General features: G+C 66.5%; 12 protein-coding genes. All 12 read right to left on the bottom strand.

Annotation, left to right across the window (positions count from 1 at the left end):
* Position 1: 1 nt before the first annotated feature.
* On the bottom strand, positions 2-1,207 hold the full coding sequence (locus HT579_05515; GenBank protein QKS28437.1) for a molybdopterin molybdotransferase MoeA: 1,206 nt from the start codon (positions 1,205-1,207) through the stop codon (positions 2-4).
* Entirely contained in the window at positions 1,194-1,721 is a 528-nt protein-coding gene (gene mobB / locus HT579_05510; GenBank protein QKS28436.1) for a molybdopterin-guanine dinucleotide biosynthesis protein B, read from the bottom strand. The genes HT579_05515 and mobB overlap by 14 nt, the downstream gene beginning before the upstream one ends.
* Positions 1,718-3,055 carry a hypothetical protein gene (locus HT579_05505; protein ID QKS28435.1) on the bottom strand — a complete coding sequence of 446 codons (1,338 nt, stop codon included), beginning with the start codon at positions 3,053-3,055 and terminating at the stop codon, positions 1,718-1,720. Before HT579_05505 ends, mobB begins: the two co-directional genes overlap by 4 nt.
* On the bottom strand, positions 3,052-4,998 hold the full coding sequence (locus tag HT579_05500) for an ATP-dependent DNA helicase (protein QKS28434.1): 1,947 nt from the start codon (positions 4,996-4,998) through the stop codon (positions 3,052-3,054). Before HT579_05500 ends, HT579_05505 begins: the two co-directional genes overlap by 4 nt.
* Positions 4,999-5,105: 107 nt before the next feature.
* Positions 5,106-5,876 (bottom strand): trypsin-like peptidase domain-containing protein, encoded by a 771-nt coding sequence (locus HT579_05495; GenBank protein ID QKS31516.1) that lies wholly within the window; start codon positions 5,874-5,876, stop codon positions 5,106-5,108.
* A gap of 22 nt (positions 5,877-5,898) precedes the next feature.
* Entirely contained in the window at positions 5,899-6,822 is a 924-nt protein-coding gene (locus tag HT579_05490; protein QKS28433.1) for a transglycosylase SLT domain-containing protein, read from the bottom strand.
* The gene (locus HT579_05485; protein ID QKS31515.1) at positions 6,822-7,859 is read right to left on the bottom strand and encodes an SDR family oxidoreductase; all 1,038 of its coding nucleotides are present in this window, start codon (positions 7,857-7,859) and stop codon (positions 6,822-6,824) included. Before HT579_05485 ends, HT579_05490 begins: the two co-directional genes overlap by 1 nt.
* Positions 7,860-7,879: 20 nt before the next feature.
* Positions 7,880-9,160 carry a nucleotide sugar dehydrogenase gene (locus HT579_05480; GenBank protein QKS28432.1) on the bottom strand — a complete coding sequence of 427 codons (1,281 nt, stop codon included), beginning with the start codon at positions 9,158-9,160 and terminating at the stop codon, positions 7,880-7,882.
* A 54-nt stretch (positions 9,161-9,214) separates the two neighbouring features.
* A complete protein-coding gene (gene prsT / locus HT579_05475) occupies positions 9,215-12,001 on the bottom strand; it encodes a PEP-CTERM system TPR-repeat protein PrsT (GenBank protein QKS28431.1) in 2,787 nt (928 codons plus the stop codon).
* A gap of 57 nt (positions 12,002-12,058) precedes the next feature.
* Positions 12,059-13,417 carry a PEP-CTERM-box response regulator transcription factor gene (prsR, locus tag HT579_05470; GenBank protein ID QKS28430.1) on the bottom strand — a complete coding sequence of 453 codons (1,359 nt, stop codon included), beginning with the start codon at positions 13,415-13,417 and terminating at the stop codon, positions 12,059-12,061.
* Entirely contained in the window at positions 13,414-15,528 is a 2,115-nt protein-coding gene (gene prsK / locus HT579_05465; protein ID QKS28429.1) for a PEP-CTERM system histidine kinase PrsK, read from the bottom strand. The genes prsR and prsK overlap by 4 nt, the downstream gene beginning before the upstream one ends.
* 55 nt (positions 15,529-15,583) lie before the next feature.
* Complete coding sequence (locus tag HT579_05460; protein QKS28428.1) at positions 15,584-16,966, bottom strand: TIGR03013 family PEP-CTERM/XrtA system glycosyltransferase; 1,383 nt, start codon at positions 16,964-16,966, stop codon at positions 15,584-15,586.
* Positions 16,967-17,167 lie beyond the last annotated feature (201 nt).

The raw sequence follows: 17,167 nt of genomic DNA, 5'->3' as shown, positions 1-17,167 counted from the left end.
TTCAGTCCAGCAAGGCCGAAAACGGCATGAAGGAGACCGCATCGCCGCGTCGGATCACCTGCTGTGGCTCGTTGTCGACCAGGCCATCGGCCCACACGGTCGAGGTCAGGACGCCCGAACCCTGGTTGTCGAACAGCTCGACGCCACCGCCGCCGTTGCTGCGCACGCGCAGGAACTCGCGCCGGGCGTCCGGGAATGGCCAGTCGAAATCGGCGTGCAGCCGGTAGCTGGCCGGCGCCACCTGCCGCACCCCCTGCATGCGCAGGAGCAGCGGCCGCACCAGCATGACGAAGGTGACCAGGCACGATACCGGGTTGCCCGGCAGTCCGACGAAGGGGATCTCGCGCCCGTCCGTGGCGAGATGGCCGAAAGCCAGAGGCTTGCCCGGCTTGATCGCGATCTTCCACATTTCGAGCCTGCCGGCCAGTTCGACCGCCGCGCGGACGTGATCCTCCTCGCCGACCGAGACGCCGCCGGAAGAGATCACGAGGTCATTGCCGCTGGCCGCTGCCCGCAGCGCCGCCTGCGTCGCCGGCAGGGAGTCGGCGACCGCGCCGGCATCCTGCACGACGCAGCCGAGTCGTTCGAGCAGCGCCGCCAGCAGGAAGCGGTTGGTGTTGTAGATCGCCCCCGGCGGCAGCGTTTCGCCGGGCATCCGCAGTTCGTTGCCGGTGCACAGCACCGCCACCCGCAAGCGGCGGAACACCGGCAGCGAGGCGATGCCGACCGACGCCGCCAGCGCCGTGTCCTGCGGCCGCAGCCGCTGGCCGCAGGCGAGGATCTCGCTGCCGGCGGCGATGTCGCTGCCGGCGCGGCGAATGTGTTCGCCGCTGCGCGGCAGGTGGTTGATGCGCACGGCGCCAGCATCGTGTTCGCAGAGTTCCTGCATCACGACCGCATCGGCCCCCGCCGGGAGCGGCGCGCCGGTGAAGATGCGTGCGGCGCTGCCCGGCTGCAGCCGGCTGCCGACACTACCGGCGGGAATGCGCTGCGTCACCGGCAGGCAGGCCCCCAACCGGGGCACGTCGGCCACCGCGACGGCATAGCCATCCATCGCCGAATTGTCGAGCGGCGGCGCATCGACCGTTGCCGTCTGCACCTGCGCGAGGACACGCCGGTCGGCGTGCAGCGTCGCCAGCGATTCGACTTCGGCGACCGCCGGTGCTGCGGCAAGGAGGCGGGCAAGAGCTTCTTCAAAGGACAGCATCGGCTTCACCGGTTAGTTGAAGATGATCGAGGATGAAAGTGACGATCGTCGGCACGTCGTTCAGGTCGAGCCAGAACAGCCCGGCCGGCAGCTCCGCCGGCGCGGCCTGGTCGGAGGCGACGGCGACGATCTGTGGCTGCTGTGGCCAGAGCGCCGGCCTGCCGGTGGCCGGCCGATGGACCTCGAGCCGGGGAATCGCCTCGTGCTTGAAACCCTCGACCAGAAGCAGATCACAGGGCGAGAAACGGGCCGCATATTCGGCGAGCGTCGGCTCAGGCGCACCGCGCAGTTCGTGCATCAGCACCCAGCGCGAAGCGTTGGCGAGCAGCACTTCGCCGGCCCCTGCCTGGCGGTGGCGAAACGAGTCCTTGCCCGGGCGATCGATGTCGAAATCATGATGCGCGTGCTTCAGGACCGAGGTCCGCAGGCCGCGCCCGATCATCTGCGGCAGCATGCGCTCGACCAGCGTCGTCTTGCCGGCACCCGAGTAGCCGGTGATGCCGAAGATCTTCATCGGCGAACGGCGCCGCCGCGTTGCCCGGGAACCGCAAGGACCGCGGCAAAGCCGCCGCCCGGCGTGCGGAAGTTGGTCGTCTGACCACGGTAGAGGCGCGCCGAGACGAGTTGCACGACGCCCCGGTAGACGTAGTTGCGCAGGTCGAGCTTGAAATCCTGCTCGACACCGTCAATCAGCAGCCGGCGCTCGGAGGGGCTGACGACGGCCTGCGCGACGTAGCCGCCACGCGCGACTTCGGCGAACACCCGCCGCGTCAGCTTGTCGCCGCGATACGCTGCCTTGCTGCCGAAACCGGCGACCGGCTTGAAGAACCACTGCCGGCGGCTGGGCCAGAAAGCCTCGGCGTTGCGCGGCGTGACTTCCTCGGTACGTGGAACGCTGCTCGCCAGCAGTTCGCGATCGCTGTCGCCGACGCCGATCGCCTGCAGCCATTCCTGGTCACCCAGCGCCAACAGATTGCGCTTGTCGGCATACAGGGCATGCGTCCGCGGATGCGGCGTCAGGACGACGGCGTCGGCGAGGTAGGCCTGCAGCAGACTGTTGTTGCGTGGCTCGGCGAGCGCGAAGTCGGTCAGCCGATTGTAGACCAGGTCGACGACCTCGCCACGGCAGCGCAGCCGCTCGCCGTCGTACGACAGTTCGCCGGCATCGGCGACCAGCGCCTCGATGCCATTGCCGGCGAAGAGCTGGCGAAAGAGCTCGAACTCGGGCGCCAGGTATTGCTCGGCGGGCGCCTCGTCGACGATCGCCACGCGCGCCAGCGGCCGGGCCGCAGCCCCGGCTGGCCGCGCCAGCCGCCACTCGTCGTGGAACATGTCGAGAAAACAGCGTTCGACCGGAACGGACGGCGGCATCATCTGCGCCACCGGCGCACAACAAGCCCGTTGTGCGCGCAGCAGACGGGAATTCAGCATCCCGCCACCGGCATTCGAGTTGATCTCGATGAGCTGCGGACCCTGCGGACCGAGGTGGAAATCGTAGCCCAGGAAGACGCCGGCGGCGGCGGGCGAATGCTGCGCCACCGCCGGTGCGTGGGCGAGCACCCGCTGCTGGTACGCGGGCAGCGCGACCACCCGTTCGACGGCGGCGATCGTCCTCGCCATCCGCTCGAGATGCAGTTGGCTGACGAAGACCATGCTGTCGGCAAACAGGTGCGGGCGACTCGCCAGCCACTCGCCCACTGCCGAGCCGCGATCACTGGCTGCGAGTTCGCGCCGCAGCGACTCGTGGTCGACCGAGATGCACGCGCAACCGCGATTCAGCAGCTCCGCGGTGGCACGGCAGTCAGCCGGCAGGAGGTCGATCAGAGCTGGCGGCAGTTGCGCGTTCATCGGCCGGCGGCGCCCGTCGCGGCGCTGAAGAAGGCCACCGCTTCGGCCAGCTCGCGCGTTCGCTGCATCGGCGGCAGGCTGCGCCAGATGCGCTTGCCGTAGGTCTTGGTGATCAGGCGCGGATCGCAGATCATCAGCACGCCGCGATCGCTCTCGTCGCGAATCAGCCGGCCGGCCCCCTGCTTGACGTTGATCACGACCCGTGGCAACTGGTACTCGAGGAAGGCGTTGCGGCCTTCGCTGCGCAGCCTCTCGATGCGCGCCGACAGCACCGGGTCGTCCGGTGGCGCGAACGGCAGCTTGTCGATGACCACCAGCGACAGCGCATCGCCGCGCACGTCCACCCCTTCCCAGAAACTCTGGCTGCCAATGAGGATCGCGTTGCCGAGACGGCGAAAGCGCTCGAGCAACTCGTTCTTGCCCTGCTCGCCCTGCAGCAGCAGCGGCAGCTCGAGCCCGTCGCGGGCCAGCCGGTCGGCGAGCAGTTCGTGTACCCGGCGCATCGCCCGCAGCGAGGTACACAGGAAGAAGGCGCGTCCGCCGCTCGCGCGCAGTACCGGCCACGCGGCACCGACGACCGCCTCGGCATGGTCGGCACCGTTCGGGTCGGGCAGATTGCGCGGCGCGTAGAGCAGCGCCTGGCGCGGGTAATCGAACGGACTCTCCCAGCGCGCCGACGCGGCATCGACCAGTCCCATCTCCGAGCAGTAGTGGCCGAAGTCGTTCTGCACGGCGAGCGTCGCGGAAGTGAAGATCCAGGCCCGCGGATGCCCGCTCATCTGTTTCTGCATGATGCCGGCGATCGCCAGCGGCGTTGCGTTGAGCTGCAGCGCGTGGGTGTAGGTTTCCGCCCAGCGGACGAAGTCGTCGTTGCTGCCACTCTGCCACGCTTGCAGGCGCTGCAGCAGATCGCTCGCGCGGCGCCAGCAGTTGTCGAGTACCTCGCCGCGCTGCGCCTGCGTCTCGAGCAGACCGGCCAGTGCCTCGACGGCAGCGATCACGGTCGCCAGCGCGTCGGCGAATCCGGCCCGTGCGGTGAGCTGCGGCAGTGCATGACGCGCCGGTTCGAGCGGCAGCGTCAGTCGCAGGTCGCGCACATCCTTCTCCAGGCGGCTGCACAGGCGCGGCAGGTCGAGACAGTCGCGGGCCGCCGCCAACCCTTCGCTCTGCGCGTCACGAGCGAGTTCGAGGAGTTGCGCGGTCGATACGCTGTCACCGAAGAACAGGCTGGCGACCTCGGGCAACTGGTGGGCCTCATCGAAGATCACCGTGTTGCACGCCGGCAGGAGTTCTGCCGTACCTTCGTCGCGCAGCATCACGTCGGCGAAGAAGAGGTGATGGTTGACCACCACCACGTCTGCCGCCAGCGCCTCACGGCGGGCGGCGAGGACGAAGCACTCCTTGTGGTGCGGACATTCCTGGCCCAGGCAGTTGTCGCGCGTCGAGGTGACCAGCGGCCACACCGTCGCATTCTCGGGAACGTCGACACATTCGGCCTTGTCGCCGCTGCGCGTCGTGCGGGCAAAACGGGCGATGCGCTGCGCCCAGGCGGCGTCTTCGCGCGTGAGAAAACGGCCATCGGCGAGCGAGCGCGCGAGATGATGGTGGCAGAGGTAGTTGGCGCGCCCCTTGAGCAGGGCAACCTTGACCGGCAGACCGAGCGCCTTGCGGATCGTCGGAATGTCGCGCGCAAAGAGCTGGTCCTGCAGGTTTCTCGTCCCCGTGGACACGATCACCTTGCCACCCGAAAGCAGCGCGGGAACGAGGTAGGCATAGGTCTTGCCGGTACCGGTACCGGCTTCGGCGACGAGCACGCGGTTGCCCGCCATGGCGGCGGCGATGCTTTCGGCGAGTTCGAGCTGCTGCGGCCGCGGGCGATAACCGGGAACCGCCGCGGCAAGCGGCCCGGAGGCGGAAAAGACTTCGGCAAGCAAGGCGGTCATTGACGGTCCGTCGGAGCAGCGAGCATGCTACCAGAAGCCGGCGCCGGCATCCGCAAAATGAGCCGCCGCCTGGCGAAGCGCATCCGCCAGACAGAAGCAAGCGGATCCTACGGGCCGCCCTTCTGCAGCAGGTCCCGCAGGAAGCGCACGGGAATGGCGAAGCTGATCCCGGACGGCTTGCTGAGGACCGATTCCTTGTTCTCCTTGACGAAGACCATGTTGATGATGCCGAGCACCTCGCCGCGACTGGCATCGAAGAGCGGACCACCGCTGTTGCCCGGGTACGCCGTCGCGTCGAGCTGATAGATGTCGAAACTGCCGGCCCTGATCTGCTGCACGACGCGGGCGTTCAGTTCGCGGGCATTGGCCCCCGGCAGGACGATCGGCGTGATCGCCGAAATGATGCCGCGATGCGTGACCGGCGACAGCCCGAGGGCGCCGCCGATGGGAAAGCCGGTGAAGGCGACCGCCTGCCCTTCGCGTACCGGCTCCGCTTCGTGCAGCGTCAGGGCCGGCAGCAGCGGGCCGTCGATGCGCAGCAGCGCGAGGTCGTGGCCCTTGTCCACGGCAACGACCCTGGCCGGCCGCTGCTGCGCCTTGGCATCGGCGAGCCGGACGAGGATCACCAGCTTCTCGCCGGCTGCCTCGTCGATGGCTGCCGGGAGCACGTGCGCGTTGGTTGCCACCGTACGCCCGTCGCCGACGACGAATCCCGTGCCGCGCATGACGAACTGCGGGCTGCGCGTCAGCTGCTGCGTGCCGACGACGACCACCGACGGCTTGACCCGCTCGATGACATCGGGCAGCTCGGCTGCCGCCCTGCCGGCGAGGACCAGCAGGCCGACGACGACTGCGGCTGCGGCAAGCAGGTGGCGCAGCGCCGGACGCACGGCCGGCACCCTAGACTCCCCTCGTCGAGCGGATGCGCGGCAATTCCGGTGATGGCGTGGTCACCTTCGCGTCGTAGGGATGATCATCGCGCTTGAAGATGCCGATGATCCGTTTGACATAGCCCTGCGTCTCGGCATAGGGCGGCACGCCGCGGTAGCGATTGACCGCGCCCTCGCCCGCGTTGTAGGCCGCGGCAACGAGGCTGACGTCGCCCTCGAAATAGGCGAGCAACCAGCGCAGATACGCCAGTCCGCCGCGCAGGTTCTGCTCGGGGTCGAACGGCTGCCTGACGTTGAAGCGCGCCGCCGTATCGGGGATGAGCTGCATCAGCCCCTGCGCGTTCTTGTTCGACAGCGCCGAGGGATTGAAATTGGATTCGGTGCGGATCACCGCCAGCGCCAGGCGTGGGCTGACGCCGTACTCCGGTGCCAGCTGCTGCACGAGACCGACGACCTTCTTCTGCATTTCGGTGATCGGCACGAGAACGTCCTTGCCATCGTCGAAAAGGGCGATGCCGCGCATGCAATCGGGGACGGTCGCCACGGGTTCGCCGACGAAACGCTGCATCCTCTGCGACTGCTCGTGCCCCTGCCGGGCAGCCAGGGCAAAGAAGTAGGCAGCGCGCGAATCGTCACGCTCGATGCCGCGGCCGTTGGCGTACATCCAGCCGAGGTTGAACTGTGCCTCGGGGTCACCCAGCCGTGCGCCCTCGCAATAGAGCTTGACGGCGCGTGCGTAATCGCGCGGCACGCCCTCGCCATGCTCGTGTGCCAGCGCCTCCTTGCGCAGCGCCAGCCGGCGCTCGGCCTCGGACTCCTTCGCCGCCAGTCCGGCAGCGGCAGCAAACGACGGCGCGGCAAGACTCAGCAAACCGCAGAAGAGGATCGCACCCTGGCGCATCAGGGCGGCACAACCAAGACAGGAAGCTTTCATCAACGAACTCCAGCGGCCACGCCCAGGCGTGACACGTACCACGGCATCGCCGCCCGAACCCCCTCCTCGATCCGGTGGCTTGGAAAATAGCCAAGCAGACGCCTGGCCTTCGAAATGTCGGCGCGCGAGTGGCGAACGTCGCCTGGCCGGAAATCGCCATGCACCGGCCGCAACTGGCGCACGTCGGGGCAGAAGTCGAGCAGGGCCTCACGCAGGATGTCGAACAGCCGATTCAATGATGTACGGTCGTCGACGGCGACGTTGTACACCTGGTTCACTGCCGCCGGATCGTCACACATCGCAGCCAGCAGGTTCGCCTGGACGGCGTTGTCGACGAAACAGAAGTCGCGGCTGGTCTCGCCGTCACCATTGATCGTCACGACGTCGCCGAGCAGCATCGCGCGCGTCCAGCGGGGGATGACCGCGGCGTAGGCCCCCTCCGGATCCTGGCGTGCGCCGAAGATGTTGAAATAGCGCAGACCGATCGACGGCAGGCCGTAACAGCGTGCGAAGACGTCCGCGTACAGCTCGTTGACCAGTTTGCTGACCGCGTACGGCGACAGCGGCCGGCCGATCCGCTCCTCGACCTTGGGCAACGCCTGATGATCGCCGTAGGTCGAACTCGACGCCGCATAGACGAAACGCCGCACGCCGGCATCGCGGGCGGCAACGAGCATGTTGAGAAAACCGTCGACGTTGGTGGCGTTGGTCGCCAACGGATTGGCCAGCGAGCGCGGCACCGAACCGAGGGCCGCCTGATGCAGGACGATCTCCACCCCGTCGCAGGCTTCGCGGCAGGCGTCGGGATCGCGGATATCGGCCTCGATGAAGCGGTGCCGGCGCCATGCCTCGACGCCAACCAGCTCCTGCACCTCGTCCAGGTTCCGCCGGTGACCGGTCGCGAAGTTGTCCAGCCCGACCACCGTCTGGCCCAACCGCAGCAGCGTCTCGACGAGGTGCGAGCCGATGAAGCCGGCACTCCCCGTCACCAGCCAGCCGCGCGGGCGCTGCCGCAGGCGCTCGCTGAGCGGCGCCAGGGCCGGTGCCGCAAGGAAACTCAGAGACGCCACACGCTCACCCCGTGCGCCATCAGCTGTGCCTCGCTGAACATGCTCTTGACGTCCGTCAGCACGCCGCCCGGTTGCAGCTTGGCGACGAAATCGGTCAGCGGGCGCTCCCGGAACTGGCGGTGGGCGACCGCGGCGACGATCGCCGCCGCCGCCGGCAGCTCATCCCACGACGCCAGTTCGACGCCGTACTCGTGTCGTGCCTCGTCGGCATCAGCCACCGGCTCGTGCACCACGACACGGGCGCCGTAGGACTCAAGTTCGCGGATGACGTCGATGACGCGCGAGTTGCGCAGGTCGGGGCAGTCCTCCTTGAACGTCAGGCCGAGGACGATGACCGGCGCCCCCTTGACCTGCCAGCCATTGCGGATCAACTGCTTGACCGTCTGCTCGGCGATGAACTTGCCCATACCGTCGTTGATCCGTCGTCCGGCGTTGATCACCTGCGGGTGGTAACCGAGCATCTCCGCCTTGTGGGTCAGGTAATAGGGGTCGACGCCGATGCAGTGACCACCGACGAGTCCCGGCCGGAAGGGCAGGAAGTTCCACTTGCTGCCGGCCGCCTCGAGCACCTCGACGGTATCGATGCCAATGCGGTCGAAAATGATCGCCAGCTCGTTCATCAGGGCGATGTTGAGATCGCGCTGGGTATTCTCGATGACCTTCGCCGCCTCGGCGACCTTGATGCTCGACGCCGGGAAGACGCCGGCAGTGATGACCCTGGCGTACATCTCGCGAACGCGCTCGAGGGTTTCGGGAGTGTCGCCCGAGACGACCTTGACGATCTTCGTCAGCGTCCGCTCCTTGTCGCCCGGATTGATGCGCTCGGGCGAGTAACCGACGAAGAAATCCTCCTTCCACTTCATCCCGGAGCACTTCTCGATGATCGGAATGCAGACCTCCTCGGTCGCCCCCGGGTAGACCGTCGACTCGAAGACCACGGTCGCGCCGCGCTTGAGGTTTCTCCCGACCGCCTCCGACGAGCCGATCAGCGGACCGAAGTCCGGTTGATGCGCCTGGTCGACCGGCGTCGGCACGGCAACGATGACGAAATCCGCCGCCACCAGAGCCGTCGGATCATTGCCGACTTCGAGGTGGATCGCCGCCTCGAGGTCGGCAGTGCTCACCTCACCCGTCGGATCGATGTGCCGGCGATATTGCGCCACCTTGCTTGCCGACAGATCGTAACCGATGGTCCGCATCTTCTTGCCAAACTCGACGGCGAGTGGCAAACCGACGTAACCCAGACCCACCACAGCAACAATAGTCATGAACACTCCATTCAGTTGGTTTTCCGCTCCAGCATCCAGCAACCGCCAGCGCCCCTACAGCCCTTTCTGCAACTCCGCCACCTCTGCCTGCGCCGGGAACTTGTCGCCCAGTTTCGCGACTTCATCGAGCTGCTTCTTCGCTTCGCTCTTCTGACCCGCCTTGATCAGGGCTCGCGCATAGTTGACGCGGATCACCGCCGCCTGCGGCGCCAGCTCGAGCGCCTGGCGGAACAGCTCGAGCGCCCGCTGCGTATCACCCTTGTCCATCAGCAGCACCGCCAGGGTATCCATCTGTGCCGGCTGGTTCGGCGCCAGCCTGTTCGCCTTCTCGGCGTACTCCATGGCCTTCGGATCCTTGATCTGGGCGCCAACCCACGCCAGATTGTTGAGCACGATCGCGTTGTCCGGCTGCGCCTCGAGCATGACGCGGTAGTGGCGTGCAGCGGCCGCATAATCCTTGCGGGCAGTCGCGTGCCCCGCCAGATAGAAGCGGAACCGCGTGTCCTTGGCATGCTCCTTCAACCAGCCGGCAGCGAAGCTGTCTGCCTCGGCCATGTTGCCGCTGTTCGACAGGGCGAGGTGCAGCTTGGCCGCCAGATCGGGGCCTCCAGCCTCCTTCAGGCCAGTCCGGTAGGCGGCAATGGCTGCCGGCCAGTTCTTCAGCGACGCCTGCGCGTCGCCCTCGAAAAGGTAGCCGACCGCCTCTTTCGGACGCTGCTTCTGGACTTCCCTGGCAATCGCCACGGCTTCGGCCGGCCGGCCGGCATCGAGCTCGAGCATCATGATCCCACGCTGCGCCTCGAGCGAATTCGGTTGCACCTTGAGCGCCTTCCTGAGGTTCTCCAGGGCAGCCGGCTTGTTCTTGGCCACCACCTCGATCTCTGCCATCCGCAGATAGGGCAACGGCAGATCGGGTTTCAGTGCGGCAAGCTTGCCATAGGTCGCCAGCGCCTGATTGTAGTCCTGCGCCGCCTGCTGGGCGCGGCCGGCAGCATCGAGGATCTCCGGTCGGTCGGGCAGGGCGGCAGCCGCATCCTGGGCGGCGGCGAGCGCGCTCTTGACCTCGTTCTTGCCCAGGTACAGGCCGATCAGCGCCAGCCGTGGTGCCGTCTCCTGCGGGTTGGCCGCAATCGCCCGGTTGATCAGGGTGGCGACTTCCTCGGTCGTGCCGCCGGTTCGGGAGCGCAGTTCGGCCAGGGCGAGGAATCCCTGCGTGCTCTTCGGATCCTTGGCGACAACCGCCTCGAAGCGCTTCTTCGCGTCCTCTGGCTTCTTGTCCGCCATGTCAAGACTGGCCAGGTTGGCTGCTGCCGGGAAGTACGCGGCATTCAGCGCGAGGGCCTGCTCGAAGCTCTTGCGGGCGCCTGCAATGTCGCGCTTGCCGAGCAGGGCCGTGCCGCGCAGGTTGTACACCAGCGGATTGTCGGGTTGTTTCTTCTCCAGGGCGGCGATCGCCTTCAGCGCCGGGTCGAACGCGCGCCGTTGCAGATGCGCCGTGATCAGTGCCAGATCGGCGCGATTGCCGGGGTCGGCTGCCGCCACCTGCTCGAGGTCGCGGAAGGCCGTGTCGGTATCGCCGCGAGCCATATTGACCATTGCCAGCGAGGTGCGCTTGCCGGCATTCTGGGGATCGAGCGCCGCCGCCTTGGCAAAGTAGGCGCCGGCCTTGTCGACCTGGCCGTTCTGCAGAAAAACCTGTCCGGCCAGCGCCAGCATGTTCGAATCCTGGTCGATCTTGCCGAGCACCGGTTCGATCAGCGGCAGGGCTTTCGCCGGCTGGCCGTTGCGCAGGTAACTGGCGATCAGTACGCGGCGGGCGATGCCGAGTTCGGGCGTCTTCGGCAGTGCCTTCAGGAGGTAGTCCTCTGCCTGCGGATAGGCCTTGAGTTCGTACTCGATCAGGCCGGCGAGCTGCAGGCCGAGCGGGTTCTCCGGAACGACGCGCAGCATCAGCAGGACGGCGTCGCGGGCAGCCGGATAGTCCTTCTTCTGGTAGGCCAGCATCGCCGTCAGGTAGTGCGTCTGCGGATGATTGGCGGCGAACTGCTTGATCGTCGCCAATTGCTGGGCGGCGGCATCGAGCTGGTTCTCCGCCAGTTGCAACCGCATGATCGCCGCGTGCGCCGCGAGGTAGTCGGGCTTCACCTCGACCGCCTTGCGGTAGGCCGCCATCGCCGCGGCGCCGTCGCCCTGGGCCAGCAGCAGGTCCCCCTTGAGCTGCCAGGCTTCGTACAGCCTGGGTGAATCCTGCAGCCCGCGGTCGAGGATCGCCAGCGCCCCGGGCAGATCGCCGCCGGTGGCTTTCAACCTCGCCTCGCCGATCAGTGCCGGCGCGAAGCCCGGCTGCGCAGCCAGCGCCGCTGCATAGGCTGCTTCCGCCTGCCGCGGCTTGTCCTGCAGCAGGTACGCCTGGCCGATCGAGGTCTGCAGGTCGGCCCTCGCTTCGGCCGTGGTGAGCGGGGCGCTCGCCAGGTCGTTGATCACCTTGTCCGCCTTGCCCATCATCAGCAGCGTGCGGGCAAGCATGGGGGTAATGTATTCGGCCGAATAGTTGAGCTCCCGCGCCTTCTGCAACTCGACCTCGGCACCCGCCGGATCGCCGCCCGCGAGCAGCGCCTTGGCCAGCAGGAAACGGGCTTCGGCAAGCTGCTGATCCTGCTGCAGGGCATTCTTGAGGTGGATCACCGCCGTCTTGTGGTCATTCTTCTGCAGCGCTTCCTTCGCCTGGTTCACGAGATCCGCCGGCTTCTCGCCACCGCCGCAGCCGACCAGGAGCAGGGCAGCCAGCAGGGCCGAGGCGGTCGCCTTGCGCAGTGCATCCACGGAGTTACGAGTAATCATCAAAGTCCCCCTGAGTCGAAAAGCTTGCCAGTAAGAAAAAAGGTCGTGTTGGCGACGCTACTTGAGTCCGAACCGGTGCATCATATCGTACAGCGTCGGACGGCTGACACCGAGGAGTTCGGCGGCCTTGACGACATTGCCGTCGGCACGCGCGAGAGCGGCGATGGTCACGCGTTTCTCCGCCTCATCGCGCGCGTTGCGCAGGTCGAGCACCATCTCCTCGGCCTGCACCCCGCTCAGGACGCCGATGTCGGCGGCAGTGATCTGATGGCCGTCTGCCATGATCACCGCTCGCTTGATGCAGTTCTCGAGTTCGCGCACGTTCCCCGGCCAGGCGTGTGCCTCGATCGCACGCAGGGCATCCTCACGCAGGCTCATGGCGCCGCGACCGTTCTCGGCAGCGAAGCGCCGCACGAAGGCATGCGCCAGCAGCGAGGCATCGCCGGTGCGGGCACGCAGCGGCGGTATGTTCACGACGATTTCCGCCAGCCGATAATAGAGATCCTCGCGGAAACGACCCTCGCTGATGAGCTGCGGCAGATTCTGATGCGTGGCGCAGACGATCCGTACATTGACCGGGATCTCGTTGCGTCCGCCGATCCGTTCGATCACCCGCTCCTGCAGGAATCGCAGCAGCTTCGCCTGCAGGTTGTGCGGCAGATCGCCGATCTCGTCGAGCATCAGCGTGCCGTTGTTGGCGGTCTCGATCTTGCCCGGCGTCGTCTTCCCGGCACCGGTGAAGGCGCCCTTCTCGTAGCCGAAGAGTTCGCTCTCCAGCAGGTTGTCGGGGATCGCCGCACAGTTGATGGCAACGAATCGCTCGCGACGCCTGGGCGATGATTCGTGCAGCCCGCGCGCGAGCAGCTCCTTGCCGGTACCGCTTTCACCGAGCAGCAGGACGGTCGCGTCGGTGACGCCAACGCGCTCGATCGTCCGGCAGACGCGCAGCAGATCCGGGTCGCGGGTGATCATGCCCGCCATCGCGTCCGGCTGCTGCATCGCCTGCAGCCGCTCGTTCTCCTTCTGCAGTTCGTGCAGCCGGTAGGCCCGCTGGATCGTCAGGCCAAGCAAGTCGACCTCGAACGGCTTGGCGAAGAAATCATAGGCACCGAGGGCGATCGCGCGCAGGGCGTTCGCGCGGTCGTTCTGGCCGGTCAGCACGATGACCTTGGTGTCGGGCGCCAGGCTGAGGATCTCCTCAAGCAGCTTGAAGCCCTCCGACACCGAGTCCGGGTCGGGCGGCAGGCCGAGATCCATGGTGACCACTGCCGGCTGGTAACGGCGCATCAGTTGCATCGCCGTCTCGCGGTCGTCGGCGGCCAGCGTCTCGTACTGATCGAAGGCCCAGCGAATCTGCTTCTGCAGAGCGCGGTCATCCTCGACGATCAGCAGGTGTGGCATTTTTGCAGCGCTCATTCCTGTTTCCCCGATAATTCTTCCGACTGCAGCGCCTTGCCCCCTTCGAACAGCGGCAGCAGGAGGTCGACCTGCGTGCCGACGTCGACCGCGCTGTCGACCGAGACCCTGCCACCCAGTTCATGGACATACTGGAAGCTCTCGTAAGCACCGATTCCCATTCCCGTCGGCTTCGTCGTCTGGAAGGGCTTGAACAACCGCTCACGGACGAACTCGGGACTCATCCCGTGTCCGGTATCGCCGACCTCGACGAGGGCCTGGGTGCCCTGGCGGGCGAGCCGCACCCAGACGCGACCGCCCTTTTCGGTGGCGTCGAGCGCGTTCTGCACGAGATGGCCGATGACACGCTCGATTCTGTCCTCGTGACCGCGTGCCAGCAACTTTTCCTCGATCGTCAGCTCGACCTCGCGCCCCTGCCCCGACTTGGCCGTCTGGATGCGCCGCAGCACATCCGCCAGATCGATGCCGCGCGGCCCGTCGAGCGGCGTCGTCTCCTGCCGCAACTGCATCATCAGCTGCCGCATGCGCTCGACGGAGTGCTCGACGGTCATCAGCATGTCCTTCTGGAACTCCGGGTTGTCACGGTGGCGCTCGGCATTCTTCAGCATCAGCGAGAGTTGGGCGATGATGTTCTTCAGATCATGGACGACGAAAGCCGACATCCGGTTGAAGGAATCGAACTTGCGCACTTCGAGCAGCGCCTCGCTGGCCTGCATCTGACCGAGGAAGGCTCCAGCCTGCCGGGCCGCCGTCTTGAGCAGGTCGTTGACCTCCCAATTGACGTCGATCCGCGTGCGCGCCGTCGCCAGCACGACGAAGGCGATCAACTCGCTGCCGGTGGTCAGCGGCACCACCAGCCAGGCGTTCGGCACCTCGACCAGCCACAACGGCACCACCAGCCCGTCATAGCGGCGGGGCAGCGAGCGGTACTCTTCGAGGTTGATCACCCAGCCACTGTCGAGCAGGAAGCGGCAGAGCGGGCTGTCGGCGTCCTCGGTGGCCGGCGACGCAGGCATGTTCCAGAATGCCGCCTGGGCAAAGAAGCGGCCGGAAGGATCCTTCAGCCAGAGAGCGCCGCTCGGACTCTCGACCATGTCGGCCAGGCCGCGCACCACGTGTCGGCCAAGACCCGTGAAGCCGCCCTGCGCGGACAGGGTGGCGGTGAAGCGCAACCACTCCTCGCGGTAATCGTAGCGATAGCTGAAGAAATGCTTGCCCACCTGAACCCGCAGACGCGCCCGCATCGATCCGGAGAAGGTCAGCACCGCGAGCACCAGCAGGGCGGCGAACAGCAGCGCCAGTTGCAGGGCACGCCCCCACTCGCCACCGAAAAAGCGCACGTAATAGCCGGCGGCCGCCATGAAGAGCAGGTAGGTGCCGACGATCAGCAGGGTCGCCGACTGCAGCACCGCACGCTGTGACATCACCAGTCGCCGCTTCCAGTCGTGGCTGCGGATTGCCGACAGGGCCACCAGCGGCAGCGCGAGCGCATGCGCGAAACCGCGAATGCTGAAGGCGTCGGCGTCGATTCGGTTGAACAGCAAGGCGTCGGAGTAGACGTAGAGGTCAAACAGGAAGATGCCCCCCAAGCCAAGACACAGCGGCTTGATGCTCCAGCGGAAATCCGGCGATACGTTGCGAAAGAGACGCTCGACGAGAACCAGCCCGAAGACGGTCATCGCCAGCGAGGCAAACAGCGCCAGCCGTGCCGACGAGCCAAAGAGGTCGACGCCGAAGACGGCCATCGCCTGGGCGACGAAGCCGCACACCACCAGCAGCACGGCAATCGCACTCAGCCAGCCGATGCCAGCCGTTGCCGGCGCACCTTCGGCAGGAGACTCCGGGCGCATCAGGATGATCAGGAAGAGATACCAGCCGCCGAAACGCAGCGCGTCGGCCAGCAGGCTGCCGGCGAGAAAGATGCCCTGACCGGTGAGCGCAAAGGCCAGGCCAAACATCCCCCACACCGTGCACAGAGCCACCGCCAGGAACATCGAGCCACTGCGACTGCTGCTTCGCCGGCCGGACGCCAGGTAAAGCGTCAGCAGCGCCGCCAGAACGCCCGCCAGGCCATAGCTCCACGCCGAAATCATCGCCATCTTGCTGTCCATCAGCGCCCGCAGTCCTCGTCAGTCGAAAGCAGCAACCTGAGCCGCAGTTGCCCGGTCACCGGGCACCCTTGCCGGTCAGGACAACTCCGACGGTATGGAAAAGGATCACTATATCAAGGAAGAGGGTGTGATTCTTGACGTAGTAGAGATCGTACTGCAGCTTCTGGACCGAATCCTCGATCGTCGACCCGTACTGGTAGCTGACCTGTGCCCAGCCGGTGAGACCGGGCTTGACACTGTGGCGCACGGCGTAGAACGGGATGTCACGCGTCAGTTGGTCGACAAAGAAGGGGCGTTCGGGACGCGGTCCGACCATGCTCATGTCACCGGCGAGCACATTGTAGAGTTGTGGCAACTCGTCGATGCGCAGCTTGCGGATGATGCGGCCAACCCGCGTCACCCGGTCGTCGTCGGTGGCGGCCCAGCGCGGCTTGCCGTCGCTCTCGGCGTCGCTGCGCATGCTGCGGAACTTGATCACGTCGAACAGGCGGCCATCGAGGCCAACCCGCTCCTGGCGATAGAACACCGGCAGCCCGTCCTCGAAGGCGATCAGAATCGCCGTCAGCAGCATCACCGGCAGCGCCAGCAGCAGCAGCAGCAGTGCGACCACGATGTCGAAGGCGCGCTTGAAGAACGTCCGCCGCCAGGTCTGCCGGAAACCCTCACCGAAGATCATCCAGCCGACGCGCAGCGAATCCAGGCGCAGCTGCCCCAGCGCACGCTCGAAGTAGCTGGCCAGATCAAGCACCTTGACGCCGGACAGCTTGCAGTCGAGCAGTTCGCGCAGGGGCAGCGCACCACCCCGGCGCTCGCGAACGGCGACGATGATCTCATCAACCTTCAGCGAATGCGCCGTATCCGAAAGCGACATCGCCTGCGACAGCACGACCTGTGACGGCACGACCACCTCGGAATCGCTCGAGCACGGATAGAAGCCGACGATCTGGATGTCGGGATCGGACTTCGAGAGCACACGACCGACGTTCTCGGCTTCCTCGCCGGCACCGAAGACCAGCACACGGTGACGCAGCAACGACCCCGGCATGCTGTGCGCACCATGGACGCGCCGCACCAGGGTCGCAAACAGTGCCGCCAGCCCGGACAGGAGCATGAAGCCGCGGTCCACCTCGGAGATCGCCAGCAACGAGAAGACGACATAGGCCAGCGGAATCGCCAGGTACAGCGAGAGTACGGCGCGGGCGCGGGTTTCCGCCAACGTCCGGGTGTGAACGCGCTGATACATGCCCAGCCAGGAATTCAGGACGATCATCGTCAGGGCGAAGATGATCGCGTAGAAGGCGATCCTGTCGAGTTCCAGATGCGCCCCACCGCCAAGCCAGACGGCAGCGAGAATCACGCACACGACCGGGAACATCAGGTCGACGGCAACCTGGGCGACAGTCTTCCGATGAAACCAATGATTGAACACCTTGATCACGATAGACCCCCTGCAAGCATGAACAACGCCCCGCGCGTGTCGTTGAGAAACGAATTCTGCTGAGCCGTCCCGCTGCTTCATCGGGAGGGCTCGGCGAAACGCATGACACGAAGGCTATCAGCGCGGCGGATGGGTGACCGTGACCTAATGCACAGGCACAGGAGAATCGCGCAGCAAACGGCCGCCACCAGGCTGGGCGAC

The organism is Candidatus Accumulibacter similis (assembly GCA_013347225.1).
Taxonomy (GTDB): Bacteria; Pseudomonadota; Gammaproteobacteria; order Burkholderiales; family Rhodocyclaceae; genus Accumulibacter; species Accumulibacter similis.
This window is presented reverse-complemented; position numbering and strand designations above follow the sequence as displayed.

Excerpts from the sequence above, each read along its gene's own strand:
- HT579_05515 (QKS28437.1), bottom strand. The coding sequence starts at position 1,207 with ATGCTGTCCTTTGAAGAAGCTCTTGCCCGCCTCCTTGCCGCAGCACCG.
- mobB (QKS28436.1), bottom strand. The coding sequence starts at position 1,721 with ATGAAGATCTTCGGCATCACCGGCTACTCGGGTGCCGGCAAGACGACG.
- HT579_05505 (QKS28435.1), bottom strand. The coding sequence starts at position 3,055 with ATGAACGCGCAACTGCCGCCAGCTCTGATCGACCTCCTGCCGGCTGAC.
- HT579_05500 (QKS28434.1), bottom strand. The coding sequence starts at position 4,998 with ATGACCGCCTTGCTTGCCGAAGTCTTTTCCGCCTCCGGGCCGCTTGCC.
- HT579_05490 (QKS28433.1), bottom strand. The coding sequence starts at position 6,822 with ATGAAAGCTTCCTGTCTTGGTTGTGCCGCCCTGATGCGCCAGGGTGCG.
- HT579_05480 (QKS28432.1), bottom strand. The coding sequence starts at position 9,160 with ATGACTATTGTTGCTGTGGTGGGTCTGGGTTACGTCGGTTTGCCACTC.
- prsT (QKS28431.1), bottom strand. The coding sequence starts at position 12,001 with ATGATTACTCGTAACTCCGTGGATGCACTGCGCAAGGCGACCGCCTCG.
- prsR (QKS28430.1), bottom strand. The coding sequence starts at position 13,417 with ATGAGCGCTGCAAAAATGCCACACCTGCTGATCGTCGAGGATGACCGC.
- prsK (QKS28429.1), bottom strand. The coding sequence starts at position 15,528 with ATGGACAGCAAGATGGCGATGATTTCGGCGTGGAGCTATGGCCTGGCG.